The sequence below is a fragment of the Microcoleus sp. FACHB-SPT15 genome (assembly GCF_014849525.1).
Classification (GTDB): Bacteria; Cyanobacteriota; Cyanobacteriia; order Cyanobacteriales; family Coleofasciculaceae; genus Symplocastrum; species Symplocastrum torsivum.
This window is the reverse complement of the sequence record NZ_JACJNU010000060.1, coordinates 42,335-67,725: the sequence shown is the minus strand read 5'-3', so window position 1 is coordinate 67,725 and position 25,391 is coordinate 42,335. Positions and strand designations below refer to the sequence as shown.

Sequence of the window (25,391 nt, the reverse complement as noted above, 5' to 3'; positions counted from 1 at the left end):
CAGTAGGAAGCTCACTTTTCTCTTAAAACGCCAGACTTCCCAGAACTCGGAAGTGCGTCGTTGCCAAACCAAAAGTCCGATGAGAAATACCATCGACCAGAGAATCCGGTGGCTCAACACCTCGACGGCTGGGATTTGCCCAAACAATTTCCAGTAAACGGGTAGCAATCCCCAGGCTGTGTAGGCGAAAACGGCATAGAGGACACCCTCCTTTCCAGCAGCAGGAGAGGACGTATTTGGATGCAATTGTTTACTCACGCCTTCCCGCTCACCCTGTGTAAAGCCTTATTTTAGCGATCGCGTTCTCACCAGAGGACAAAGCTGAAATTAAGCGGGAACTTTTCTAAGTAAATTCAGCTTAGGAAACTTGGTAGTTTTTCAGAGAACACTCAGTCTCTCCTCATTTTGCTGATTAAAGTCTGTGTCAACATTGCAGTAATTTGCAAGGAATCACTAGAACTCTGTCAATGCTGGAATTTCTTTGAGCTGGCTGAAGTTCTATATCTATAATGATCGGGGCTAAATTGATGAGTGCTCTGCATCCTCGCCATCCCATCTCAATGTTTCGTCGTTGGAGATCATCTCCTCATCTTGCCACTTTGATCATGTTGGGAATTGTGGTGTTATCGGGTGCGATCGCTGCTGCCTGGTTTGCTGGAGAGGGGACAATCAGTACAATTTTTCAGCGGCTGGATGAGCTTGAGGCAAGCCCACCCATGTGGATTTCAGCCCCGATGATGGTTGGGCATTACCTACTGTTTTGGACGGTAGCACTGATGATTGTAGTGCTGGCAGTCATAAAGGTGTCTCCACAACCGCGCACTTGGTCGAGAGGGTTGGTGGTTGGTATTCTTTTGATCCTCGCCGTTCGTTATTTACTGTGGCGAGCGCTTTCCACCCTCAACCTCAGTACGCCACTCAATGGTGTGTTCAGCCTAGGACTGTTTTTGATGGAGTTATTGCTGCTGAGTGGCAGCATCATTCAACTTGTTTTGCTGCTGCGCGTAAACGACCGACGACCAGAAGCCGAGCGGCTCTCAAATGATGTACTCAATGGGACATTTACGCCAACCGTCGATATCTTAATTCCAACCTATAACGAGCCAACCTTTATCTTGCGACGCACAGTAATTGGCACTCAGGCGTTGGACTATGACGCAAAGAAGATTTATTTGCTCGATGACACTCAACGACCAGAGGTGCAAGCATTAGCCCAAGAGTTGGGCTGTGAATATCGGACACGCCCCGACAACCACCACGCAAAAGCCGGAAATTTGAACCAGGCGATCGCACATACTAATGGAGAACTAATCGTTATCTTCGACGCTGACTTCATTCCAACCAAAAACTTTCTCACTCGCACCGTTGGCTTTTTCCAAGATTCCCAAGTCGCACTACTGCAAACCCCTCAGACGTTTTATAATCCTGACCCGGTCGCCCGTAATCTTGGGCTAGAGAATACGCTCACGCCGGATGAAGAGGTATTCTACCGTCAGATTCAGCCAATCCGGGATGGAGTCGGTGGCGTGATTTGCGCGGGCACATCTTTTGTCGTGCGGCGCTCGGCATTAATAGCAACAGGAGGCTTTGTAACCGAATCCCTCAGCGAAGACTACTTTACCGGAATTCGGCTAGCAGCGAAGGGTTATCGTGTCCTTTACCTGAATGAAAAGCTGAGTGCAGGACTAGCGGCTGAGAACATCTCAGTTCAAGCACTTCAGCGGACTCGTTGGGCACAAGGAACGCTACAAGCTTTCTTTATCAAAACAAATCCCTTAACTATTCCGGGTTTGAACTTGTTACAACGGCTGGCGCATCTCGAAGGATTGCTGCATTGGTTTACCAGTCCGGCTCGCGTCGGATTATTGTTCATTCCCCTAGCTTATGCGTTCCTGCATATCATTCCAGTCAGAGCAACGGGTGCAGAAGTGCTGTATTTCTTTGTTCCTTTTTATTTGGTGCAGTTGAGTGCGTTCTCCTGGTTAAACTCTCGCTCTCGCTCGGCGGTATTGTCAGATGTCTACTCATTGGTTCTGGCGTTTCCTCTGGCAGTCACCGTGATTAAAGTTATGCTCAATCCATTTGGGAAAGGCTTTAAGGTAACTCCGAAAGGAGGCGTAAGCGATCGCTTTTCCTTTAACTGGCAGCTTGCCTTTCCGCTCATTGCAATATTTATTGTGACGGCGATTAGTTTATGGATGAACTTGGGAACTTACCTGATCATGGGAACTTGGCAACCCAGTATGCCTGTGCAAATCGCAGAGCAGTTGAAAGGCATCGGGTTGGGCTGGGTCTGGAGTGCCTACAATCTGCTAATGCTGAGCATTGCCCTGCTGATTTTGGTGGATGTGCCGCGCACCAGCCCCTACGAATGGTACGGATTACGACGTACAGTGCGGGTTCAGGTTGATGAACAAACATTTTGGGGGTTCACTACAGCCATTTCAGAAGTCGGTGTAGAAGTTGCATTGACTCAAACAGACTTTCTCAAAATGAATGAAATGAGAATGCTTCCCGCTCAAGTGGAATTGATGGAGGAAGAATTAGTCCTCCCAGGTCAAATAGCGAGTGTTGACTTAAGTGATGAATTTCCGGTCGTGCAAGTTTTGTTCGAGTCACTGGATTTGAATCAACAGCGAGGCTTAGTAGAACTGCTGTATTGCCGTCCAGGACAGTGGAAAAGCCGTTGTTCTCCAGGAGAATTTGCCTCATTAGGATTGCTGTTGAAGATTTTGTTTAGACCGCGATTCTTGTTTGGGCGCAAGGCAACTATTAGAGCGATCGCCGTTGCACAGCGTTAATTTGAATCAAGAAACTATGGAAACAGCAGATGTCATTGTGATTGGGAGTGGTCAGGGTGGAATTCCATTCGCGGCTGACTTTGCCAAGGAAGGGCGCAAGGTTGTGTTATTTGAGCGGGATGCGTTGGGTGGAAGCTGTATTAATTATGGCTGTACCCCCTCTAAAGCGTTCTTAGCCGCTGCTCATGCCGCAGGTCGGGCACGACTGGCAGCAAAACTCGGTGTCCATGCTCAGGTCGAGGTCGATTTTCCTGCCGTGATGGAGCGAGTTCGGGGAATTCGCGATCAGTTCAATCAGGGCACAAAACGGCGACTGGAAAGTGCAGGTGTCAAAGTTGTGTGCGCTGAAGCGTCTTTCACAGACCATCACACCGTCACAGGCGGTGATGTGACTGTTGAAGCACCCATCGTTGTCATCAACACAGGGACATCATCACTAATTCCCGATATTCCTGGTTTAGCCGACACCCCGTTTCTCACCAATCGAAATTTCTTCGATTTGCAGGAGTTGCCGCCTCGACTGCTGGTGATTGGAGGTGGCTATATCGGGCTGGAGTTAGGGCAAGGATTAGCGCGTTTGGGTAGCCAGACGCATTTGATTGTGCGAGGCGATCGCCTCCTTTCGCAAGAAGAACCGGATGTCAGCGAAACTTTAGCAGAGGCGTTCAAGCAAGATGGCATCTCGATTCATTTCAACGTGAATACTGAAAAGGTTGCTCATGCTGACGGAGTGTTTACACTGACGTTGAGCAATGGTGAAACGCTACAGGGTGAAGCATTACTCGTTGTGATCGGACGAAAACCGAACACCAGTGTATTGAATGTGACAGCGGCTGGAGTTGAATTAGATCAGCAAGCCTTCGTCAAAATTGACGATCAGTTTCGGACTACTTGCCCTGGCATTTATGCGATCGGCGATGTGGCAAGACAGCCTGCCTTTACCCATGTTTCCTGGGAAGACTACCGCCGCTTAAAGGCAATTTTGTGTGGCGAACACCGGACGCGCAGCGATCGCGTTTTGGGCTATGCCGTCTACACTGAACCGCAAGTCGGGCGCGTCGGCATGACACTAGAACAGGCTCAGCAGCAAGGCATCAATGCTCATGCCGTCACAATGCCAATGGCTCACATTGCTCGTGCCATCGAGTGGGGACATGATCTTGGCTTTTACCGCATGGTAGTAGACCGAGACACTGACAGGATTTTAGGAGCAACGCTAGTCGGATACGAAACTGCCGAGTTAGTTCACGTATTTTTGTCTTTGATGGAGGCTAAAGCCACTTGGAAATTGCTAGAACAGTCGGTTCACATTCACCCGACTTATGGTGAAGCGTTACCCAGTTTGGCAAGACTACTCATTGGAGACGATATGCCCTCGTGTCCCAATATGTAATTCCATTCCCATAATTGCAAACTCAGATCATTCAAGAGGTTTTGACCGATGAGATTCAATCAACTGATTATTCTTGCTAGCACTTTAATTTTGTCGGTTGGTTGTACAAAGGAAGTAGCCGTTAATCAGCCGGCTAGCGAGGCGACAAGCCCTTCCCCTAGTTCAAGTGTTGCTGCTCCAACTGACTCAACTGCACCCGCACCAGATACTGTGGCAAAGTCCGGTACTTTTGTGGCTGGAGAAGCGCCGACAGAGGGAATGGCTCAAATTGTTACTGAGAATGGAGAACGCTATCTAGAGCTAGACCAAGCTTTCAAAACGAGTGACAGAGGTCCAGATTTATTTGTGATTTTGCATCGTTCTGATAATGTGTTGGGTTCTACTCAACCACCCGCTTATCCTTTGCAAGAGCAAGATTACGTCATTTTGGGTCCCCTACAAAAAACCAGCGGCGCTCAACGTTACCCTATTCCTGAAAACGTTAATTTAGAAGACTATAAATCTGCTGTAGTTTGGTGTCGCCAGTTTAATGCAACGTTTGGTGTTGCTAAATTTGATAGCTAGCCAATGAGTATTGGGATGAATCTGCGATCAGAGATTGGCAGAGTGTTGATTGACAAAGGCAGAAACAGACTATGACTACCTGTTTGAACGTTGGCGATCACTTTCCCGACTTTTAGTGCCCCAATCATGAAAATGATTTGAGCTTGTAGAAGGCAAATTTGGGCAAACCGCTCGCAACCAAATCCCGATAATCTCACATTACGCCAGGTAGGAAAATGGCTGTAATGACGAGATAGCGTTGATTGGGCTAATTCTGAAAATTTACGGGTAATGAGTGGCTATTTTTGAGGGCTTATTGAGAAGGCATCCCTGGTTACTGCAAGTGAGTGATAAGTTGGCTTTCCGCACACGGGATGTAAGGATAAAATATCTCAATTCCTTCCACATTTAGCCCCATCGCCACCTACCAGTAGATCGTAGTGAACCGAATTAGAGGATGAAGGAGGGGGAGCTAATCCTGGGTTGTCCAAACCGCTGTGAGGTATTCGCGTTGAGAGGCGTCTATCTTCTTCACCCAAACCATATGGAGTTTGGCTCCCGCTTTCTTGATAGTTGGGCTAGAGGTAGTACTTGAGTGATTGAGAAGCTGCATATCAATCTCCTTAACCAGTTGTTAACCTATCGACTCAACAGTAGCAGTCTGTCAGTAGCCCGTTGGGTGATTCAAGCTCATCTGGTGGTGTGACTTGAGAGTCATTGAGCAGTGATCCATATTATTAAGGATTCTTAATAATCAAGTTTTCCCTCAGCGATTGGAAGACTCTCGGATGTCGGGAAGCGGGGTATTCCGGCTTGCAGCAGGAGCCAACTCAACAGCGAATAGACTCCTCGACGTGAGATGGACTCCTTAAAAATGAAAAGCGATCACTTACCCTGGTTGAATTCCCCGTTCAGGAACACCTGGCTCAGGTGTTCATCGAGAGCTATTGACAACAGGAAAAATTAATCCTTTGATAGCTGTTTCCAGATTTGATAACCACCGTATCCAACTGCCGCCGCTGCTACTGCCGGGGCGGCGATTGTGATAGTTGCACCAGCAGCCATGCCGCCGCCGACTGTTGTTCCAATTGCTGCTAATCCTGAGGTTATCCCCGCTGCGCTCAACCCAGTAACGCTTCCAGATACGGCTATTGCACTAGCAGCACCGGCTGAGGCAGCCGTTGCACCAACGGCTGTCATCCTTCTGCCAACGGCGCGGGCTTCACGCTCACTGCTAGCAAGGTTCTCATCATCTCTCAAAACTTGATCCATCAGCATTGTTGTTACAGCCGTTGGACCTGCACCAAGTACACCAATGCCTGCAATAGCACCACCACCCACAACAGCACCAGCACCAGCCAAGCTTGACATAATTCCAGCTCCACCACTTAAGCCAGCAGCAGCGCTAGTAGCAGAGGTAATAGCTATAGCCGTTTGACCCACCTTTTTCGCAGTTTCATACAATTCCATCGACTCATTATCTACGTTGAAATCAATTGATAACGCTGTTGCAGGCTTAACTACTGTTGTAAAAGTAAATATAATTACTAGAAACAGAGAAATAGCTACTTTAAAGAGACCCTGCATTTATTTCTCCTTTAATCTTTCTAAGCTTTCTCTTTTTACTATCGAACCCTAGTGTTCGAGATCGCGTTTGCGTAACGTTCAACTTTGGTATAACTCTCCCAACGCAAAAAAAACGGAAATATTTCCGGGGGTTCTGAGGTTTTCGCTCTTGTGGTTGGAGTGCGAACGCTCGGCTCATACTGCCAGTCCGTTCGCTCCTCTCTCATATGTTGGCTGGTCTGCCCCTTGCAGGACACTCAACTCAATTCTCACCCGTCGTCGTTTCGGCTTGTGCCAGTTGCCTCCAGCAGATTAAGCTGCTCGGTGGAAGCGAGCACTGTCACCTTCGCCCGTTGAGCATCGAGCGCCTTTTTAAGGCTAAACGTCGCGATACGGGTCAATGCAGCAATAGAAAACTACTCGTACATAATCAACGACCAGAAAAACGAAATTTTTTAGGTAATTGGTGTTTGTTGTCGGGATTGTTCGGGAATACGACATTCGCATATTTCCCGGTTCCCAATGTTTCGCTTAACCCTTCATCAACAGCAGCGTAACGCAAAGAGCTGTGCGAACTGATTAGGTGAGTCAATGCTTTTTCCTGGCTTTGGGCAATTGTTTGGGAGGTTGAAAGAGGTTGGCGAATACACCCTAAAATCCGAAGTTATTTTTGGACAGCTCAGTAGCAGCAGATCACAAATGAGTTTCTGCCTGAGCCTTATCCAAGCAAGCTTTCAATTTTTCGGCTAGCACCTGTACATGGGGTTCTTGTAACATTCCAAGGTGGGTACCAGGAACCTCATGGCACTCTAATCCTCTAGCAGCAAGTTCGCCCCAGCCCAATTGAGGGTCACGATAAGAGCTTACATCGATAATCTGATCTCCAGACCGGAAGAGGGTTACACGACCCGGGTGGACTTGCGGTACATAGTTTCTTGATGCCTGATTGTTTTCCTGTTGAAAAGTGAAGTCTTGAAGATTGTCAGGCAAGGGTCGTCCGATAGCTAGGTAAAACTTGCAGCCAATCTTGTTGAGGCTATGATTGAGTTTATCGTTGAAACTCTGGATTTTTCCCTTCACGTTTTCGTTCGCTTTCTTTAGAACATAGATGGGTCCGAGTTTTAAAAAGTTACTCCAGTGAGCAGAGAGCCGCTCACCGCTTGATATTTGTTTGAGTGCCTCTGAAGTGTGTGTATCCAATAAGGCTAGCAGAGCTACCTTTTGTCCTTGCGCGACTAGCTGCTGAGCCATCTCGAAGGCTACACTGCCGCCAAAAGATACGCCAGTCAGAAAATAAGGTCCTTCGGGCTGGAGAATCCGCATTTCTTTAATATAGTGAGCGGCTAAGTCCTCAACCCGATTGGGGGGAGCATATTTTTTATCCATAATTTGTGCGGCTAGTCCATACAGGGGTTGTTCTGAACCCAAATGATGTGCCAAAGGACGGTAGAATTTGAGACCTCTGCCAAGCACATGGATACAGAACAAAGGCGGTTTGGAACCCTTAGGTTGAATTGCTATCAGTGAGGAACAAGGCGATGGCGAGCCAGACTGATTCAGAAGGTTAGTTGCGCTCTCAAGCTTTATTGTTGATTTCTTATGTTCTGAGCTATAGATTTGTTGGCTGAAAATGCTAGCTAGTTCCTCAATAGTCGGTGCTTGGAAGAGGCTAGCCAGAGGGAGATTTCTGCCCAATTTCTTCTCGATTTGTGCGAATAGGCGTGCAGCCAACATGGAGTGTCCTCCCAAGTCAAAAAAGTTGTCTTTCACGCTGATGGGGTGGACACCTAAAACTTTTTCCCAAATCTGTGTGAGCTGGAGTTCTAATTCATTGCGGGGAGCTACAAACGTTTCTTCTGGCTCTTTCCTGATTTGGTCGGGTGCTGGTAAGGCGCGGCGGTCTACCTTGCCGTTGGGAGTCAGGGGTAAAGCCTCTAGAAGTACGAAAGATCCAGGCAGCATATAGTCGGGCAGTTTCTGCTTGAGGAAGCGGCGCAGTTCATCGATTGTGGATGCTTGCTCTTGGTGGGAAACGATGTAGGCCACTAAGCTTTTGTTGCCGGAGATATCTTTTCTAGCTGTGACTACGGCTTCTTTCACAGTAGGGTGTTGTGCTAGCACCGCTTCAATTTCTCCCAGTTCGATGCGAAAGCCACGAACCTTCACCTGATTGTCGATGCGACCGAGAAACTCGATGTTGCCATTGGGGAGGTAACGGGCTAGGTCATTGGTTTTATAGAGGCGTGTTCCTGGTTCATTACTAAAAGGGTTTTGGAGAAATTTCTCTTCGGTCAAGTCTGGGCGGTTGAGGTACCCTCGGGCTAAGCCATCGCCGCCGATGTACAACTCGCCGGGAACTCCGATGGGGACAGGCTGTAGGTGGCTATCCAACACATAAACCTGAGTATTGGTAATAGGGTGTCCGATGGGGACGGAGTTACCGAGTTGGTCAGGCTCTGTTATTGGGTAGCAGCAGGTGAAGGTCGTGTTCTCGGTTGGACCATAACCGTTGATTAGCTTACAGTCTCCTATTTTTTGGAGAAATTTCTGGACATGGGGAACGGATAAAACATCACCACCAGCCAATAGTTGACGCAAGGGCTTTAAATCCTCCAGTCGCTCATCCACCATTAGGTGAAATAGACCAGTGGTGAGCCACAGAGTTGTGATTTGGTATTGCTGGATAACTTGTCCCAACTCTTCCAAGGATGGCGTATGGGGGGGAAATATCACTAGCCGCGCACCATTAAGTAAGCTGCCCCAAATCTCTAACGTTGAGGCGTCGAAGGAGATGGGAGCTAACTGTAGGAAGACTTCTTCTGCTGCTAGGTTGGCATAGTTGGCTCCTTTGACTAACCGCACTACACCTCGATGGATGACGCTAACACCTTTGGGTCTGCCTGTAGAACCGGAGGTATACATTACATAGGCTAGGTTGTCAGCCGTCACGCTGCCAATGGGGTTTTCCTGGCTCTCTCGGTTAATGGCGTCCCAGCCACTGTCTAGACAGACTACTTTGGCTCGATGTAACGGAAGTTTCTCAACCTGCTGCTGTTGGGTCAATAGGACTGGGACTTGGGCATCCTCCAGCATGAAGGTAAGACGCTCTTGCGGATATGCTGGGTCTAGTGGTAAGTAGGCTGCACCCGCTTTGAGGATGCCTAGGAGTCCTACTAATATATCTAGCGATCGCTCTACACAAATCCCCACGCATGTCTCTGGTCCTACCCCCAGCCCTTGCAGGTGGTGTGCTAATTGATTGGCACGGTGATTTAGCTCTCGGTAGGTAAGTTGCTCGCTTCCAAAGACTGCGGCAACAGCGTTAGGAGTTTGCTCGGCTTGGGCTTCAAATAACTGATGGATACAGGTGTTACTTGGGTAATCTGTTTGGGTGTTATTCCACTCCACCAGCAACTGATGTTTTTCGGCTGCTGTCAACAGCGGTAAGTCTGAGAGACGCTGTTGAGGGTTGGCGACAATGCCTTCCAGTAAGGTCTGGAAATTCCCCAGCATCCGAGTAATGGTGGCGGCATTGAAGAGGCCGGTGTTGTATTCCAACGAAGCTCTCAGTCCTTGCCCCGTCTCCATTATGAATAGCGTTAGATCGAACTTCGCCGTTCCACTGTCAATATTCAGGGAGTTGACGGTCAAACCTGGTAACTCCAAGGCTGAGGTTGGAGTGTTCTGTAGAACGAACATCACCTGGAACAGCGGCGTGCGGCTTCGGTCTCGTTCGGGCTGTAGTTCTTCTACGAGCTTTTCAAAGGGTAGGTCTTGGTGGGCATAGGCTCCTAAAGCGACCTCCCGCACTCGACCTAGCAGTTCTTGGAAACTTGGGTTGCCAGTGAGGTAGGTACGCAGGGCTAGGGTATTAACAAAAAATCCAATCAGACCCTCGGCTTCCACTTGGTTGCGACCGGCGATGGGAGTGCCTACGATAATGTCTTCTTGCCCGGTATAGCGGTAGAGTAATGTCTGGAAGGCTGCTAACAGGGTCATGAACAGAGTGCCCCGCTCCTGCTGGCTCAGGTCTTTGAGTGCCTGGGTTAGGTTTTTCGGTAGCTCCAGAGATTGGTACCCACCCTGATAGGTCTGAACTGGTGAGCGCGGGTAGTCGGTGGGCAGTTGTAGTATGGGCAGGCTGCCATTTAGCTGCTGTTTCCAGTAGTCCCGCTGAGACTCTAGGACTTCACCCTGTAGCCACTCGCGCTGCCAGTGGGCAAAATCAGCATATTGGATGGGCAGTTCGGGGAGGGGTGAGGGCTTGCCACTGGAGAAGGCTTCGTAGAGTGCTGCCAGTTCCCGTAAGAAAATATCGTAGGACCAGCCATCATAAACAATGTGGTGCATGGTCACGAGCAGCATATGTTCCGCTTCTTCCAGGCGCAGAAGTTGGACGCGAAATAATGGCCCAGTCGCTAGGTCGAAGAATTGTTGAGCCTCCTCGGTGGCAAGGCGTCGAGCTTCAGAAAGCCCTTGGTCTGGAGGAAGTTCCCTCAGGTCTATTACTGGCAGTTTTAAAGCTGTATGTAGGGAGATGACTTGCTTGGGTTGCCCATCCACAGAGGGGAAAGTGGTTCTGAGGACTTCATGGCGTCGGACAATTTCACTCAGGCTCTGCGAGAGTGCGGTTACGTTGAGTAGACCGGTTAAGCGAAAGGCAGCAGGTATGTTATAAGCAGGACTGTCTGGTTCCAATTGAGCGAGTAACCAGAGTCTAGCTTGAGCAAATGAGAGGGGGAGGTTTTCGTCCCTTGGGACAGGCGATATGGGCGAAAGATTGGAATTGCTGGCAGCATTAGCCTTGTGCAGAAATGCGAGGATTTCTGCTTTGCGCTCTTTTAGCTCTTGCAGCAGGGCGGGTGTCAGTGTTTCTTTGGGAGCTTTATAACGCAAGCGATCGCCTTCGTTCCATAGCTTCACATCTAGACAGCGAAGCTCAGACAAAAACTCATCAATCGTTTTCATAGTTCTCCCTCTTCATAATCGCCCATTGAGTCGCTCTCATCAGCCTGTAACTCTTGCACTGCCCAACGAACTGTCTCAAGGCGAGCGCCTAAGTCAGCCACAGTAGGTGCCTCAAATAAAGTACGCACGGGCAGTTCCACTCCGAAGGCTTGGCGCAAGCGAGAAATAACTTGGGTAGCCAGCAGGGAATGTCCTCCGAATTCAAAAAAGTTGTCATGGACGCCGACCTGCTCTAGTCTTAGGACTTCAGCCCAGATATCAGCTAGCTGCTGCTCGATCGGAGTGCGAGGAGCCACAAACGTAACTGACTGGTCGGGTCGTGACTGGTCGGGTGCTGGTAGAGCGCGGCGGTCTATCTTACCATTTGGTGTTAGGGGCAGGGCATCTAGCAGTACGAAGGCTCCAGGCACCATGTAGTCGGGCAGTTTCTGCTTGAGGAAGTGGCGTAGTTCATCGATGCTGGGTGTCTGCTCTGGGTTGGGTACGACGTAGGCTACTAGACGTTTGTCGCCGGGGATGTCTTCTCTAGCTATGACTGTGGTTTCTCGCACGCTGGGGTGTTGGAGGAGTGTTGACTCAACCTCGCCCTGTTCGATGCGGAAGCCGCGAATCTTTACCTGATGGTCGAGGCGACCGAGAAACTCAATGTTGCCATCGCTTAGGTAGCGGGCTAAGTCCCCAGTTTTGTAAAGGCGTTGCCCAGGTTCATCGCTAAAGGGGTTGGGGATGAACTTCTGGTTGGTTAACTCCGGGCGGTTGAGGTAGCCTCTGGCTAAGCCTGCACCACCGATGTGGATCTCGCCCGGTACACCGATGGGAACAGGATTCAAATAGTTGTCCAGCAGATAGATCTGCATATTGGCAATGGGACGACCAATCGGAACCTGGGTTCTGAGTCCTGAAGGCTGACAATGATATACACTGCTCCAAACCGTTCCTTCTGTGGGACCGTATTCGTTGAATAAAGATGTGTGAGCCAGCAGCTTACTAGGCCGTTCAATTAACTCTCTGGAACACGGTTCGCCTGCCACAATAACAGTACGAAGACAAGTGAGCTGTTGTGGTTCCGCTTGCTCCAAAATCAGGCTATAGAGAGATGGAAGACTCAATAAATGCGATATCTGATGTTGAGCGATGAACTTTGTAAGCTGTAACAGCTCTTGTTGGAACTTGTCTGCTGGTAGTACAAGGATGCCTCCCTGGCACAATGTCCAAAAGATGCCTGCGATCGAACTATCAAAGGCAAACGACGAAAGTAATAGGAAACTGGTGACGGGTTCGCTGTAATAAGAAATACGAGCACTGGTGGAGTGGACTAGGTTTTGATGAGTTACCAGCACTCCTTTGGGTTTCCCTGTAGAACCAGAGGTGTAAATCGTGTAGGCTAGGTTATCGGTTGCTACGTTGCTGACGGGTTTTTCTTCGCTTTCTTGGGCGAGTAATTCCCACTCGCTGTCCAAGCAGAAACGGTGCGCTTTGTACTCCGGAAGACCTGCGAGTAGCTTCTGTTGGGTTAACAGCACCGACACCTGGGCGTCTTCCAGCATGAAGGCTAGACGCTCCTGGGGATACGACGGGTCTAAGGGCAAATAAGCCCCACCAGCCTTGAGAATGCCTAGGAGTCCTACCACCATCTCTAGCGATCGCTCTACGCAAATTCCGACCAGCATTTCTGGTTGCACACCCAATTTTTGCAGGTGGTGTGCTAGCTGATTGGCACGGCGATTTAGCTCTCGGTAGGTTAGTTGCTCGTTTTCAAAAACTACTGCAATGGCATCGGGTGTGCGCTCCACCTGCGCCTCAAATAGCTGGTGGATGCACGCCTCCAAAGGATAATCCGCTTTTGTGTTATTCAACGCCATTAGTTGCTGCTGTTGGGCTACCGTCAAGATGGGTAATTCCCAAAGGCGCTTGTCCGGGTCAGCCACAATCCCTTCTAGTAAAGTCTGAAAGTTGCCTATCATCCGCGAGATAGTGCTGGTCTCAAACAAATCCGTGTTGTATTCAAAGCGACCAATAATCCCTTCCGGTCTTTCGTCTAGTTCAAGGGTCAGATCGAGCTTCGCCGTATCGGTTTGGATATCTAGCTGACTCATAGTCCAGCCACAATTCAAAGCTGGCATTGGAGGTTCCAAAACAAACGCCACTTGAAACAGAGGGTTATGGCTTAGATTGCGATCGGGTTGGAGCGTCTGTATTAGCTTCTCAAAAGGCAAGTCTTCATGGGCATAAGCGCCTAATGTTATTTCCCGCACTCGTCCCAGTAGCTGTCGAAAACTAGGGGAACCCGACAGATTAGTACGCAACACTAGGGTGTTGAGGAAAAACCCGATTAGCCCTTCAATCTCCGGTCTGTTGCGACCCGCGCTGACAGTGCCCACCACAATATCGTCCTGCTCCGTATAGCGATAGAGCAAGCTTTTGAATGCGGCCAGCAGCGTCATGAATAGGGTGACTCCCTCTTGTTGCGAGAGAGTTTTGAGCGACGAGGTCAGGTCTTTGGATAGTGTCAGACATTGCCTTGCACCTCGGAAAGTCTGAACTGCGGGTCGCGGACGGTCATAAGGCAGCTGTAGTACAGGCAGGTCGCCCCGTAGCTGCTGTTTCCAGTAGTCTAATTGACTTTCCAGAATCTCTCCAGCTAGCCATTGTCGTTGCCAGAGGGTAAAGTCAGCGTATTGTATGGGCAGTTCTGCAAGTGGCGTTAGCGTAGCGTGCCGTAGGCTGGGTTTGCCGGTAGAGAAAGCTTCGTAGAGTGCTGCGAGTTCTGGAACAAACACGCTGTAGATTGAAACACCATCAATAACGATGTGGTGAACGGTCAGGAATAACCTGTAGTCCTCCGAAGCCAGTTGCATCAACGTAGCTCGCAGCAGTGGCCCAGAAGTTAGGTCAAAGAGCTGCTTAGACTCCCTAGTTGCCAACCGCAAAGCTTCGGCTTCCCGTTGGTCTTCTGGAAATTGTCGGAGATCCACTACGGCTAGGTTGAAACTAGAGGGTGGATCGATCACCTGAACGGGTTGGCCATCTATCGTGATGAAGCGCTCGCGCAGGCTTTCGTGACGTTTGATGATTTCGTTGAGGGCTTTTGAGAGTGCATCTACGTCTATAGCACACCAAAAGCGAATGGTGAAGGGTTCATTATAAACAGGACTATTGGGTTCTAATTGTGCGAGGAACCACAGTCGCTGCTGGTTCCACGAGAGTGGCAAGTTTTGGTTCCTGGAAACGGGTCGGATGGGGGGAGCTTGCAAGAAAGGCTTTTCCTGATGACTTGCCTCGATGCGCTTGGCTAGTTCGGCTACAGTTGGAGATGCAAACAGGCTACTTATAGGTAACTCCACCTTTAAGGTGTCACGCAATCGACTTACAATCCTGATAGCGAGTAAGGAATGTCCGCCCAATTCCAAGAACTTGTTGTGGATGCCGACTCGCTCGATGCCGAGCACTTCAGCCCAGATTTCTGCCAGCATTTTTTCAACGGGCGTGTGAGGAGCCACAAAATCTTCTTCCAGATCGGCTCTGGTGGGGTCCGGCACTGGCAGAGCGCGGCGATCCACCTTACCGTTGGGTGTCAGCGGCAGCGCTTCCAGCAGCACAAATGCCGAGGGCACCATGTGGTCGGGCAGTTTCTGCTTTAGGTAGCGACGCAGTTCACTGGCTGGCAGGACTTGCTCCTGACTGGGAACCACATAGGCTACTAGGCGCTTGTCACCAGGGCCGTACTCCTGGTCTATAACTAAGGCATCCTGCACAGCCCGGTTTTGCCTCAGCACTGCCTCAATCTCGCCCAGCTCGATGCGGAAGCCACGAATTTTTACCTGATTATCGATGCGACCGAGAAACTCGATGTTACCGTCCGGTAAATAGCGGGCTAAGTCTCCAGTTTTGTACAGACGTGATCCGGGTTCATCACTAAAGGGGTTGGGGATGAACTTCTGGGTTGTCAACTCCGTTCGGTTGAGATAGCCCCGCGCTAAGCCATCGCCACCGATGTGCAGTTCACCCACGACCCCGATGGGGATGGGTTGGAGAGACTGATCCAATATATAAAGCTGAGTATTGGCAATAGGACGACCAATTGGAACCAGACCTGATAGGGAGGTCTGAGTCGGAACCTCATAGATACAGCATCCAACAACCGTTTCTGTTGGACCGTATTCGTTGACTAGTCTAGTTTCAGGTGCGTGAGTCTGCCAGAATGAAATGCTCTTTTTCGACAGAGCCTCGCCACCGATAATTAAGGCTCTTGTCTGACCCGCCGCCTGCTTACTGGGTAATAACTCACTGAGTAGGGCTAGATGGGCTGGGGTGATTTTGACGAGGCTAAAATTACTTTGAGAACACAAGACGGCACTAAGAGCCTCTATCTCCTGCTTCTCCGGGAGGAAGACTACACTCTGTCCCACCAATAGGGGAGAGAATAAGCTGGTAATGGTCGCGTCGAACCCAATCGAAGAATGAACCGGAGAACCAACCCCATCGGCTACTGCATACGCTTTTATGCACCAGCTAAGATAATTGACCAGTCCTTGGTGGACAATCATCGTTCCCTTTGGTTTCCCGGTTGACCCAGAGGTGTAAATTATATAGGCCAAGTTGGCGGGATTAACCTTGCTGTTGAGATTGTCCTCACTCTCCTGAGAAATTACGCCCCAGTCTGTATCCAAGCAGATCGCCTCCGCACCCTGCTCAGGCAATCCAGCTAGCAACTTTTCTTGGGTCAATAGCACTGACACCTGTGAGTCTGACAGCATGAACGCTAGACGTTCTTTCGGATATGCCGGATCTAGAGGTACGTAGGCTCCACCCGCTTTGAGAATACCGAGAAGCCCCACCATCATCTCAAGCGATCGCTCGACAAAAATCCCCACTAAAACTTCCGGTCCCACCCCCAGTTTTTGCAGGTAGTGCGCTAGCTGATTCGCTCTTGCATTCAGTTCCCGATAGGTCAACTGTTTGTCTTCATAAACTACCGACGGGGCATCAGGTGTCTGCTCCACCTGAGCCTCAAATAACTGATGGATACACTTATCCTTGGGGTAATCTGCCTGAGTATCATTCCACTCCACCAGAATTTTGTGACGCTCCGGCTCAGATAACAGAGGCAGAGCGGCAACGCGCCCTTTGGGGTCAGTTACAATACCTTGCAAAAAAGTAGCAAACTGATCCAACATCCTGGCAATGCTGTCACCATCCAATGCCTCAGTGTTATAGAGCCAACAGCATTCTTTCCCATCTGACGGAATGACCAGGGTCAACTCATTACCAGACCCAGCTTGGTGATCGTCTAGTTTTTCTATCCGTTCTACGACCACCGGAAACATCGGCTCACGACTCACCTCAGGCAATGAACGAAGAGCCGGATACCTAGCTACGACATCACGGGCATAAGTTTTGTGAAGTTTCGTCAACTCCACCTGCTTCCTAAAAGCTTCAAAAACTTCCTCAAAACTTTGCTCGTAGTTTATATCTACGCGACAAGGAACAATTGAGGCAAAAAAGTCTTCCAGTCCTATCAGCTCCCATTGCAGCTCAACATCTCTAAATCCGATATCGAAACATCCAGTTCCTCCAATACGGGCTAGATAAGTGGCAAAAGCAGCACACAGGAAGTCGCTCTGATTCCAATCGGGATGGCACTCCTCCAGGAAGGCTGTGACCTCATACGGTATGGACATCTTTACACTGGTGTACTGCTTCTGTTCCAAGTGTGATGCCGTCCGCTCTGCATAGGGAACCGTAATGGGCTGTAACGTCGTTAGCTTCTCTACCCAAAAAGCTTCGTGCTTTGCGATTAATCCATCAAGCCTTTCAATACGCCTCGCGCTATCTGGCTCGATGTCCTTAAACCGATACCCAACTTGCAGCCCAAATCTCTCGACCAAATCAGGAATCGATAGCACTTGACCATCTATGGTTAGCACCTGGGACAGCACTACCTCGTTACTTGCTGTAGAAACCGTAAGGAAGCCAGGTTCAATCGCTGTTATCGTTCCAGGAGGGGACTCAGACAGGTCGCCTTTGACTTCGAGTTTGGGGATAACGATCAAGTCGCTCCCTATTGCCAACTTCGCCAAACCAAAAGCATTGGGGTAGGAACCAACACGTATTAAGCAGTAAGCCATTAACTCTTATCCTTTAAAAAATACTGCTCCAGTAAATCCTCCCCGCGAGCGCCCATCTCCTTCACCATCACCTCAATCTGCTTGAGAACTATCGGCAAAGGCTTCGTCTTGCACCGTTCCCAGCGGTTCACTGACTGAAAGGACACCCCCAGTGTTTTGGCAAACTGCAATTGAGTCAGCCCCAGGCGCTTCCGGGTTTCCTTGATAAGCACAGCAGTGGATAGCGATTCAGTTGTCGGCATGGCGGGAATATCTCCCAGATGATCTTTATCGAGGCTAACCGAAAAGGCATCGAATCTCACCTGGTATATTCACCTAATCTTCTAAGCCAAATGGCGTGGACTGAGTATTTTCTAAGGGATAAAACTAAGCCGAGAGTTAGGTCTGTGTCATTAAAACGACCATTTTTTGATACTGTCTCCACCTGGCTCTCGACTACCCCTTTCCGGCTGAAAATCTGTACCAACAACTCGTAACTTTATCTATGTCCCTAAAACCCCATCTTTCTATCTTTTTGGGACGTTGTAGGCATCAGACCCTTATCAAAAATATTTCTTAAGACTCCGCTTAAAGAGCATTAGCGTAGTAACAAATTTGTTACTACAGTTGAGCAACTGATAATCTTTGTTTCCATAATCTATTCAATCAGACAACAGTCCTAGCTGGTCTAAAGTAGAGCGCTTTTTGCTTTGTGTCTATTTCAGGAAATAGATACATTACTCGCTGCGGCTCGCCAGTTGGGTCATCTGAGTTACCATTAGTCACCACAGACCCGTTGTTAGTCACCACAAAAGTTGGGTCATCTGAGTTACTATTAGTCACCACAGCCCAGTTTATTAGTCACCACAGATGAGCTTCATTCGCAGCAAGAAGGTTGGGGAACACATTTATTATCAGGAAGTTGAAAATTATCGGGATGAATCCGGCAAACATAAGCAGCGAGTTCTTAAGCATTTTGGGACTCAAGACCCCCGTTCCTTGAAGTACAGTGCCAGCGATAAAAGAGGGTTTCTAAAGCAATCTCTCCCGACAACAGGCTTAAAACCGTTTCCGCGTGGTCCCTACTCACTAGTGGGATGCTGTCACCTTTGTGATGACATTCGAGAGCAACTCCTCGAATAATGGCTCCCCAAAGCTCATCAACCGCAGCGAAGGCATTTCATCAAATACCTCTGGATAAAAAGTCAGCAATGGGATTGTTCTCATTGCTGGAGTAGCTGATTCGCCAGGAGTGATCGCGAAGATAGGGAAGCATTGCTGTTATTTCACCAGCTAATTTTGTCTTCTAGCATTCAGGCAAATCAAACATCCTCATCAACTAAACGCTTGCCGTACTCCAATTCCAGTCACTGTTTCCACATTGGAACCATTCCAATATGTCTTTGTACTTCTGCTCGAACTTATTTAATATCTCTGAAGAAGATACTGGTCTTCCTGTCTCGTATTCAGCTTTTTTACAGTCTTTGAGGGTTTCAATATAAGCAATAGCTGTTAGCCCTACCAATAAGGCTGTAGATATGTTAGTCACTGCTCCTATTATTGGCAACTGCCCAGGTATCGCTTCCGAGAAACTAAATACCATCTTTACCAAGTAATCCTCAAAAGGCGAATTTCCTGGTAAGAAAGATATTATCTGTGCTAGGTTAGCCAAAAGTTCAGTCACTGGCAAATTTTGGTTAGGAAGATTTTTTAAAATATTTTCTAGGAATAAACTAATTATGCCTGTTGCGCCTACTTCTGCTGTATAAACTTGTTGGAGCAGTTCTCGTTCAAGCTTAACCCCAAAAAGCTTAGAGATATCTTCAAGCATACGAGATTGCAGCAAAGATGAGACAAACGTGTTGGCTATTGGAATTGGTACGGCACGAACGCCTAGAGCAACCAAGCCATAACGAATACTTAAATTTACAGCTTGGCTTCCCTTATTATCAACAGCATAAATAGTCGCCTTTTTCGCAACTTCATCGAGTAGTCCTTCTGTCGCTGTTTTTAAAGAGACTAGACCATGTGCTGGAACCGAACCAACATCTGTAACTTCCTGTTCTGCCAAAATAGGTACAATTTTGCGAACGGGTAAGTTGATATCCTCTAATTCAGATTGAAAACGAGTATGTTGCTGACTTAAAGACCTAGTTATGACAAGGATAACAGGTAATTCTTTGGATAAATCGTTAATCCATTTTTTATCAATTTCAGAAATTCTGGGAAGCATTGCACTGACACAATACCACACCACATGAATATGGTCTTTTGGTTCTTTTTGCTTATTCTGTTTAATGAATTCAGCAATCTTTTGCTTCACCTGTCTTCGCTGTTTCTCATCCTTTTCAAGACCGCAAGTGTCATAAAGACTTATAGGCAATCCCGCTTTAGTGTAGGGTGTAATTTTATTGGTAATTGACTGGCTAACTTCACTCTGGGTAACAGATCTGATCAGTGTGCTTTTTCCTATCCCTGTATTACCAATAACTAAAACGTTGCAATTTTTGATTGGCTTAAGTGCTGCTTGATAAGCTTTACCAAATCCATCAAATGATTGGTTATTAATAGACATTGTAGATTGCTTTATCCCAAAGTAGTTAAACATTGCCATACTCATTAATCCCTTCAGTGAAACTGAACTAACAGCTAAATCATGAAATTTTGATAAAGATGATGAAGACTCAACGCACAATCGCTAGTGTTCATTTCGTGCAGGAATTAAAACAAGAGTAGAAAGCCACCAATCATTTGCAGCAAATGAATTAGTGCTTCAGCTGATATTCCCAACGTAGCAACCAACTCTACTAAAGCTGATGCTATTTCAGGTATTCCTGCTCCTGAGCTAATTAGAGCTAGCAACTGATTGACGACTTCCATAAGTACAGGTGATTTGGCAATCAAGGTGGCAATTGCTCCAAGTGAGGCAGCTCCTTGAGCAATCATTTGTAAGATTTCTATAAGCTGCTGTATGGCATCAGGACCTTGACTGAAAATGTAGTTCAAAATCTGCTCGATTGCTGCTTGAAGTTGTAATGCGTCCATTAGTTTTTCTCCTTTCAGTTTTTTGAGCCAGACAATGCAGTTGCTTTTAATCCTTGGGAGTTTAGATAATCTTCAATCAGTTCTCTTAAATAGATTCACAAGCTATTGGCAGTTTTTCGGATGGCTGAAGAAAAATAATTTGTGCAGATTTTTAGAAACACTTTTATCTAATTCTCCTCAGTATATGCGCCGCGAATTGGGGGAGGTACGACTTCACAGTGCTGTTGTCTATAAGGTTTAATGTTAGGCGAAGTAATTTACTTCTACTTTTAGATTAGACAGTTGATAGAGGCAATCGCGTATGCGTAATGTATATTTTCTGTATACTTCTATGTGATTTAAATCACGGATTAGTCTATAGCAACGAACCCTTATTCATCAGTTCTCAACTTCTATCGTTACCTTAATAGTTCCCGAAACGGAGGGAGTCATAACAGGCTTAAGTAAAGATTCTCTAAAGTTTAATTTTCGGTTCAGTCTGCCAATTAGTTTTCAGTATCAAGGTTTAAGTCTAGAGTCTGTTGTTCGTATGCCAAGGGTAGTTCCATCTGTTCTACCACCACTTTTGCCTTAATCTCAGTTTGTAGTAATTCATCTGTCCCACCAAAATCAGCCAAATCTCTAGGTTCAGCTAAAGCGCTGCATCAGGCTTAGGCGCTCGCGAACCGATTATTTCGCCAGTTGCTCGATTAGTTGCTGGATGTTGTACTCGATTTGCTGGAGTGCTGAATCGGGGAGAGTGTACTCGACATCGTGAACACGCCAGTATTCGATCGCATCTTTCCAGGTAGGGAAGCGCTCGACGATTAAAGGGAGGTGTTCTGACTCATCAACGGCAATAATCTTGGAGGCTGCCACCAAATCGGCTTCAGTTAGGGAAAGAGGATAGCGTAGATCGAGTGCCATGCTTACTCCGCGCTCGGTTAAACCCATGAGGGCGTGCTGGGAGATAGCTCCGACATTATTCACACCCCGTTCCAGCGCTAGTCCGCGAGAGGTAGCTATCCAATTTAACCCATGCTTGGGAGCCAATACATTGAATAAATGTTCGGCAAATCGGCTGCGGTAGTAATTGCCCGTGCAGAGAAACAACAGCGTTTTCATCCGTCCTCACCGATTTGAAAAAGCTAATAACGCTAGCCATTGTGCCCTTGAGTTTATCAGATAACTTAATCGAATCGACCGTGCGGCAAAAGATTTAACCCTCAAGAGAATTGTTCATTGGTTGGTGGTTAGTGTAACAGTTGTTCAGGCGCTCACTTTCGATTCGTAACGAGCAACATTATCTCTATGCAATTCGATTCTGATGATTTTCTCCAATTAGCGTTGGCTAGGGAACAATTATTGAATGAGTTTCCCAGGGTCAGCTAGCTCGGAAAACTTTTGGTAGTGCTTTTCGAGGGCTTTTCTATTCGGTCTTGCTGTTTTACTCCGAGGCAGCCTTAACGCTTGCTCCGCTAGCTTAGAGTAATAGGTCTCTTTCAAACAGGGGGCAATCTCAACCTGATTCGTTAAGGGATTGATACTCAGGTAGTGAGCATCGAAGAGTTTATGGATGTCCATACGCAGCAACAGTCCGTTGGCTGGATGGTCAGTTTTCGGACCGAGATAGGGAATGATGTGAGCCGCTTCTAAAACAGGTTCAAAAGAGCAACCTGTAATTGAGCAACACCCACCATAAGCTTCTATCAACAGGCGCTTAAACCTTTTTTGACCCGGACGAACAACAGTGGCTTTGGCGCTCTTTTGCCTTTCATCTTTTATATCGTCTGGGTTGAAATCTTGCTCATATCCCGACTCCGACTGTACTAGACCTTCCCAGATTTCTAGTAATTCTATCCCAAGTTTAGTAGATGGAATCTTGTATTCCAACAGGCGCGTCAAAGCGACGAAAAGGTCATCTTTGTTATCGTCGCTGGATACCCCGTGGCGTGACACATATTCTTGGTAAATTTGAGCAAACCTTCTAAAATCAAGGTTTTCCCCAAGAGATAGTTGCTTGTTGGGTCGAATAAAAAACTTGTCAGCTTGCTCCTGTTGTAAGAGTTTTAGTAATTCTACAGAGACAGAATCCTCCTGTTTTTCTCCTCCCACCAGCTTGATTAATCTCCTAACAACTTCTCGCTTTTGCGTGAGGGTTAGTTGATAGCTTTTGGTATATCTCGCAAAGACAGCGGCAATGTCTTCCCAAATCTGAATTTCCCGCTCTGGGTGAAAGTCATAAGTAAAATCTTTAAGCCAATCCGAAAGCTTTTCGTCAATGACATAGCCGACCTTGTGATAAATCCTGGTGAGGCGAGAGACTTGGACAGATGTCAGTTCACTGACGGGAGTACTCGGTTTCACCATTTGATGGCAAGGAATTTGCTCAATAGAAACTGTCGCTGTGTTTAGGTTGAAGACCTGTGCTCTCAGGCTAGGCTCGTTGAAGTTTGATGACATCATCATTTCTTAAGAGTAATAATCAGTCTTAAAGCAAGTGCTATAAAGCTTTGGTTGAAAATCTTTCAAGAGAATCTAGTCGCCGTTCCACTCCAAAAAGAATGAGGAGTCAGTGGTGGAGCCAGCGGCTTTTTGTTGGGAAAAGGCACTCAGTTTTTTAGACGAACGGTTTCATAGGCATAAATAAACACTTATAAAGCGGCAACAGGCTACGGCTTAGTCGGGAAATTCGATTGGCTTGGCGTTACCTTACATCCTGAAGCTTCTCCAAAAAAACGCCCTGATGACAGCTTATTTGAGCACTCACTGCCGTTCAGATTGCTCAAATTGTGCTACTCGGAGTAATGCCGGGAGCTTGTCATCAAGTGCTTGCGTAGCTTTAAAAGCCTGAGTGAGACTTGCCCTCCAACTCAGCTATATGGCTCAAGAGTCGGTGTTGCTTGGGCAGCTTGTTACGGGCGCATCAAAAACAACCTCAAAAGAAGCGGTTGGTATAAACCGTTGCAAAATTCTTTTGTGGTCTTGAGCATCTTGGCGATTAGCAAACCGGGCAACAGTGTAATGTTGAGCTTTGGGCAGGAGTCGGACAATCGCCCAGGGACGAGTGTAATCTCCCGGTTGCTCAATTCGTTGATGAGATATAGCTTTCCCGCCATCGGTCTTTAAGGTACTCTGCACAATTGCCCACATCTGTTCCCAGGCGGGGCTGTTATCTTTGGGACCCAGATTCCAATCACTCACTGGCGCTGGTAGCCAGGTCAGGACATAAGAGTTATCGCCAAAGGTGACTTTCCAGGACAGGCGACTCTTTAGCTTGTGGCATTGATAGCCTTTGAGCCGTAGGACAGCACAAACATTTTCGCCTTCACGCTTGAGGCGAAGCCAATCACGATGTTTCATCAGTGGCAGGTATTACTAGATGAGTTAATGGTTGTTTTTTGGAATGAGGAAAGGCGAAATACCTTCAGTTGCTCTGGCGCTATCGCTCTGTGACGGGCTGTCTACAGAGAGTGGTGAGAGCTGGGTTGGTAGGCATTCGCCAAGCTGTGCTTATGGTCAATTTGGAAGTTGATACGTTTTTCAGGCGGTTACTGCTTCAAGCGTCACCTTTGAACTCAACCAAAGTGCAACAAGTCTCCATCTCCTTGAGAGCTAGGAGATTAGACTGCCAATCGTCACCTTAAAGGTTGATGCCTTTTGAAAGAAACGCCTTCACGACAGCTTATTCAAGTGAGCGCTGACGCAAATATTGCTCAAATTGTGCTGAAAGCTGCCTGGGAGTGAAATTGAACGTTCTCAACCACCAATCTGTTAGCGCTAGAAGGCGTTGAGGTCTATCAGAAGGCTCTCGATGGGAAGTAGCGCTGGGGTCAGAAAACCAGTGCTGTACAGTTGAGGCAGAAACTCCGCACACTAGCCCAATCTCTCTATAACCTACGGGTGCCCAAACGATGGCAAAGTCGTTTGGGGACATGCGACCCCACATCCAGTTCTGGAACGCTGCTGTCTCTTCGTTTTCTCTACTCAAGGGACTTACCCTCCAGCTTGTTGAACTCGCCTAACAATTCGAGGTCTTGTTCGTAAGCCCAATCTTTTTGGCAGAAGGAATAGCTGAAGCTATTCGGATGCAAGCCTACTAGGTAATGCCAGCCTGTCACCTTATGGACAGTTCCAGTTGTCCACACGCAGTCTACTATCATCCCGTAGTCATGGGCTTTTACATAAGCCCAAATAACTTCATCCCCAATAGAAAACTTAGGGGGATGCTGTGGACTACCTTCTTCCTGATGAGCAATGCCTTCACTTACTCCAGCTAGCTCAATAACTTGCTGGTGTTGAACTGAATCGTTCATGATTGAATTCGTCTCCTTGGTTAACTTGGAGCCAGAAGCCAGCGCTCGGAAGCTTCCACACAACCCGCGCTGGCTTCTGCTTTAAGAGAAATTCAAGCAATGAAAACGCTGTTTTCATTGCTAACACAACAATAAGCTATAAGCTATTAGCCATGCAATCCCGTTGTTAACAACGTTATCTTTAGGTTGAGTCATGGCAGAAAACCCGATGATCGGGTGTCGCGTTTCACCGGAATATCTGGCAGAGATTGATACTATTTGCCAGTCAACGGGCCGTACCCGTTCCCAAGTGCTACTAGAGGCAATTGAGGTTTACTTAGGGAAAACTTCATCTGTTGGTATCAACTCAGAGTTGGAAGCCTTTAAGAAACGCTTGGAAATTGTTGAAAAAAAATTGACAGCCTGGACCACTTACAAAGCCAGTTAGCGGCAGTGAAAAAGCGGTTGAACATACTGGAGAGTGTTACTCCACCTTCTGGGGATATAGCAATAGTAGTCCAGGCTATAAATGATGCTATTGAACAAAAGACAATAGCACTGCAAGGCGAACAGCAGCGTTCCGCAAGTTTGCGTAACCAGAAGCTGATTGACCAATGGCAGGCAGAGATAGAGGCACTAGAACGGGCGCGGAAAAGACTGCCAGAAGATGGTGGTGTATAGGAAGTTATTCACT

The 25,391-nt window shown here is 47.7% G+C and carries 20 protein-coding genes and 1 pseudogene; 6 read left to right on the top strand and 15 right to left on the bottom strand.

Features of this window, described 5'->3' with window-relative positions; all coding sequences use genetic code 11:
* Positions 1 to 258, bottom strand: a pseudogene (locus H6F98_RS24340) (hypothetical protein); the annotation flags it as partial.
* Positions 259 to 527: 269 nt separating this feature from the next.
* Between H6F98_RS24340 and H6F98_RS24335 the strand changes: the two are divergent.
* The 3 genes from H6F98_RS24335 to H6F98_RS24325 are packed head-to-tail and all read left to right on the top strand — an operon-like array spanning position 528 to position 4,758.
* A complete protein-coding gene (locus H6F98_RS24335; RefSeq protein WP_242058680.1) occupies positions 528 to 2,801 on the top strand; it encodes a glycosyltransferase in 2,274 nt (757 codons plus the stop codon).
* A 16-nt stretch (positions 2,802 to 2,817) separates the two neighbouring features.
* Positions 2,818 to 4,194 carry an NAD(P)/FAD-dependent oxidoreductase gene (locus H6F98_RS24330; RefSeq protein WP_192221305.1) on the top strand — a complete coding sequence of 459 codons (1,377 nt, stop codon included), beginning with the start codon at positions 2,818 to 2,820 and terminating at the stop codon, positions 4,192 to 4,194.
* 48 nt (positions 4,195 to 4,242) lie between these two features.
* Positions 4,243 to 4,758 carry a DM13 domain-containing protein gene (locus H6F98_RS24325; RefSeq protein ID WP_192221304.1) on the top strand — a complete coding sequence of 172 codons (516 nt, stop codon included), beginning with the start codon at positions 4,243 to 4,245 and terminating at the stop codon, positions 4,756 to 4,758.
* A gap of 451 nt (positions 4,759 to 5,209) precedes the next feature.
* Here the strand turns inward: H6F98_RS24325 and H6F98_RS24320 are convergent, their stop codons facing one another.
* From H6F98_RS24320 to H6F98_RS24295, 6 genes are all read right to left on the bottom strand, one after another.
* Positions 5,210 to 5,350, bottom strand: coding sequence for a hypothetical protein (locus H6F98_RS24320; protein WP_192221303.1), 141 nt, complete (start codon positions 5,348 to 5,350; stop codon positions 5,210 to 5,212).
* A gap of 350 nt (positions 5,351 to 5,700) precedes the next feature.
* The gene (locus tag H6F98_RS32910; protein WP_199348878.1) at positions 5,701 to 6,324 is read right to left on the bottom strand and encodes an RNA polymerase subunit sigma-24; all 624 of its coding nucleotides are present in this window, start codon (positions 6,322 to 6,324) and stop codon (positions 5,701 to 5,703) included.
* Between the two features lie 672 nt (positions 6,325 to 6,996).
* Positions 6,997 to 11,271: a non-ribosomal peptide synthetase gene (locus H6F98_RS24310; RefSeq protein WP_192221302.1), complete on the bottom strand. Its 4,275-nt coding sequence runs from the start codon at positions 11,269 to 11,271 to the stop codon at positions 6,997 to 6,999.
* Positions 11,268 to 17,399 (bottom strand): non-ribosomal peptide synthetase, encoded by a 6,132-nt coding sequence (locus tag H6F98_RS24305; RefSeq protein ID WP_192221301.1) that lies wholly within the window; start codon positions 17,397 to 17,399, stop codon positions 11,268 to 11,270. The genes H6F98_RS24310 and H6F98_RS24305 overlap by 4 nt, the downstream gene beginning before the upstream one ends.
* Positions 17,399 to 17,701, bottom strand: coding sequence for a helix-turn-helix domain-containing protein (locus H6F98_RS24300; RefSeq protein WP_313929937.1), 303 nt, complete (start codon positions 17,699 to 17,701; stop codon positions 17,399 to 17,401). Before H6F98_RS24300 ends, H6F98_RS24305 begins: the two co-directional genes overlap by 1 nt.
* Positions 17,702 to 18,044: 343 nt before the next feature.
* Positions 18,045 to 18,221, bottom strand: a complete 177-nt coding sequence (locus H6F98_RS24295) for a hypothetical protein (RefSeq protein WP_192221300.1) — start codon at positions 18,219 to 18,221, stop codon at positions 18,045 to 18,047.
* 27 nt (positions 18,222 to 18,248) lie between these two features.
* Between H6F98_RS24295 and H6F98_RS24290 the strand changes: the two genes are divergently transcribed.
* A complete protein-coding gene (locus H6F98_RS24290) occupies positions 18,249 to 18,521 on the top strand; it encodes a hypothetical protein (RefSeq protein WP_192221299.1) in 273 nt (90 codons plus the stop codon).
* A gap of 196 nt (positions 18,522 to 18,717) precedes the next feature.
* Here H6F98_RS24290 and H6F98_RS24285 read toward each other — a convergent pair whose 3' ends face one another.
* From H6F98_RS24285 to H6F98_RS24255, 8 genes are all read right to left on the bottom strand, one after another.
* On the bottom strand, positions 18,718 to 19,992 hold the full coding sequence (locus tag H6F98_RS24285; protein WP_192221298.1) for a GTPase domain-containing protein: 1,275 nt from the start codon (positions 19,990 to 19,992) through the stop codon (positions 18,718 to 18,720).
* A gap of 107 nt (positions 19,993 to 20,099) precedes the next feature.
* A complete protein-coding gene (locus tag H6F98_RS24280) occupies positions 20,100 to 20,423 on the bottom strand; it encodes a hypothetical protein (protein WP_192221297.1) in 324 nt (107 codons plus the stop codon).
* Positions 20,424 to 20,908: 485 nt separating this feature from the next.
* Positions 20,909 to 21,040 (bottom strand): hypothetical protein, encoded by a 132-nt coding sequence (locus tag H6F98_RS34215; protein WP_277927611.1) that lies wholly within the window; start codon positions 21,038 to 21,040, stop codon positions 20,909 to 20,911.
* Between the two features lie 52 nt (positions 21,041 to 21,092).
* Positions 21,093 to 21,527 (bottom strand): low molecular weight phosphatase family protein, encoded by a 435-nt coding sequence (locus tag H6F98_RS24275; RefSeq protein WP_192221296.1) that lies wholly within the window; start codon positions 21,525 to 21,527, stop codon positions 21,093 to 21,095.
* A 237-nt stretch (positions 21,528 to 21,764) separates the two neighbouring features.
* Positions 21,765 to 22,871 (bottom strand): HNH endonuclease, encoded by a 1,107-nt coding sequence (locus tag H6F98_RS24270; RefSeq protein ID WP_192221295.1) that lies wholly within the window; start codon positions 22,869 to 22,871, stop codon positions 21,765 to 21,767.
* 417 nt (positions 22,872 to 23,288) lie between these two features.
* Entirely contained in the window at positions 23,289 to 23,765 is a 477-nt protein-coding gene (locus H6F98_RS24265; protein ID WP_192221294.1) for a hypothetical protein, read from the bottom strand.
* A gap of 322 nt (positions 23,766 to 24,087) precedes the next feature.
* Positions 24,088 to 24,393 (bottom strand): hypothetical protein, encoded by a 306-nt coding sequence (locus H6F98_RS24260; protein ID WP_192221293.1) that lies wholly within the window; start codon positions 24,391 to 24,393, stop codon positions 24,088 to 24,090.
* Positions 24,386 to 24,718: a hypothetical protein gene (locus H6F98_RS24255; RefSeq protein WP_192221292.1), complete on the bottom strand. Its 333-nt coding sequence runs from the start codon at positions 24,716 to 24,718 to the stop codon at positions 24,386 to 24,388. The genes H6F98_RS24260 and H6F98_RS24255 overlap by 8 nt, the downstream gene beginning before the upstream one ends.
* A 193-nt stretch (positions 24,719 to 24,911) precedes the next feature.
* Between H6F98_RS24255 and H6F98_RS24250 the strand changes: the two genes are divergently transcribed.
* Positions 24,912 to 25,145, top strand: a complete 234-nt coding sequence (locus H6F98_RS24250) for a ribbon-helix-helix protein, CopG family (protein ID WP_192221291.1) — start codon at positions 24,912 to 24,914, stop codon at positions 25,143 to 25,145.
* A 5-nt stretch (positions 25,146 to 25,150) separates the two neighbouring features.
* Positions 25,151 to 25,378, top strand: coding sequence for a hypothetical protein (locus tag H6F98_RS24245; RefSeq protein WP_192221290.1), 228 nt, complete (start codon positions 25,151 to 25,153; stop codon positions 25,376 to 25,378).
* Positions 25,379 to 25,391 lie beyond the last annotated feature (13 nt).

Excerpts from the sequence above, each read along its gene's own strand:
- H6F98_RS24335 (WP_242058680.1), top strand. The coding sequence starts at position 528 with ATGAGTGCTCTGCATCCTCGCCATCCCATCTCAATGTTTCGTCGTTGG.
- H6F98_RS24330 (WP_192221305.1), top strand. The coding sequence starts at position 2,818 with ATGGAAACAGCAGATGTCATTGTGATTGGGAGTGGTCAGGGTGGAATT.
- H6F98_RS24325 (WP_192221304.1), top strand. The coding sequence starts at position 4,243 with ATGAGATTCAATCAACTGATTATTCTTGCTAGCACTTTAATTTTGTCG.
- H6F98_RS24320 (WP_192221303.1), bottom strand. The coding sequence starts at position 5,350 with ATGCAGCTTCTCAATCACTCAAGTACTACCTCTAGCCCAACTATCAAG.
- H6F98_RS32910 (WP_199348878.1), bottom strand. The coding sequence starts at position 6,324 with ATGCAGGGTCTCTTTAAAGTAGCTATTTCTCTGTTTCTAGTAATTATA.
- H6F98_RS24310 (WP_192221302.1), bottom strand. The coding sequence starts at position 11,271 with ATGAAAACGATTGATGAGTTTTTGTCTGAGCTTCGCTGTCTAGATGTG.
- H6F98_RS24305 (WP_192221301.1), bottom strand. The coding sequence starts at position 17,399 with ATGGCTTACTGCTTAATACGTGTTGGTTCCTACCCCAATGCTTTTGGT.
- H6F98_RS24290 (WP_192221299.1), top strand. The coding sequence starts at position 18,249 with ATGAGCTTCATTCGCAGCAAGAAGGTTGGGGAACACATTTATTATCAG.
- H6F98_RS24285 (WP_192221298.1), bottom strand. The coding sequence starts at position 19,992 with ATGGCAATGTTTAACTACTTTGGGATAAAGCAATCTACAATGTCTATT.
- H6F98_RS24280 (WP_192221297.1), bottom strand. The coding sequence starts at position 20,423 with ATGGACGCATTACAACTTCAAGCAGCAATCGAGCAGATTTTGAACTAC.
- H6F98_RS24275 (WP_192221296.1), bottom strand. The coding sequence starts at position 21,527 with ATGAAAACGCTGTTGTTTCTCTGCACGGGCAATTACTACCGCAGCCGA.
- H6F98_RS24270 (WP_192221295.1), bottom strand. The coding sequence starts at position 22,871 with ATGATGATGTCATCAAACTTCAACGAGCCTAGCCTGAGAGCACAGGTC.
- H6F98_RS24265 (WP_192221294.1), bottom strand. The coding sequence starts at position 23,765 with ATGAAACATCGTGATTGGCTTCGCCTCAAGCGTGAAGGCGAAAATGTT.
- H6F98_RS24255 (WP_192221292.1), bottom strand. The coding sequence starts at position 24,718 with ATGAACGATTCAGTTCAACACCAGCAAGTTATTGAGCTAGCTGGAGTA.
- H6F98_RS24250 (WP_192221291.1), top strand. The coding sequence starts at position 24,912 with ATGGCAGAAAACCCGATGATCGGGTGTCGCGTTTCACCGGAATATCTG.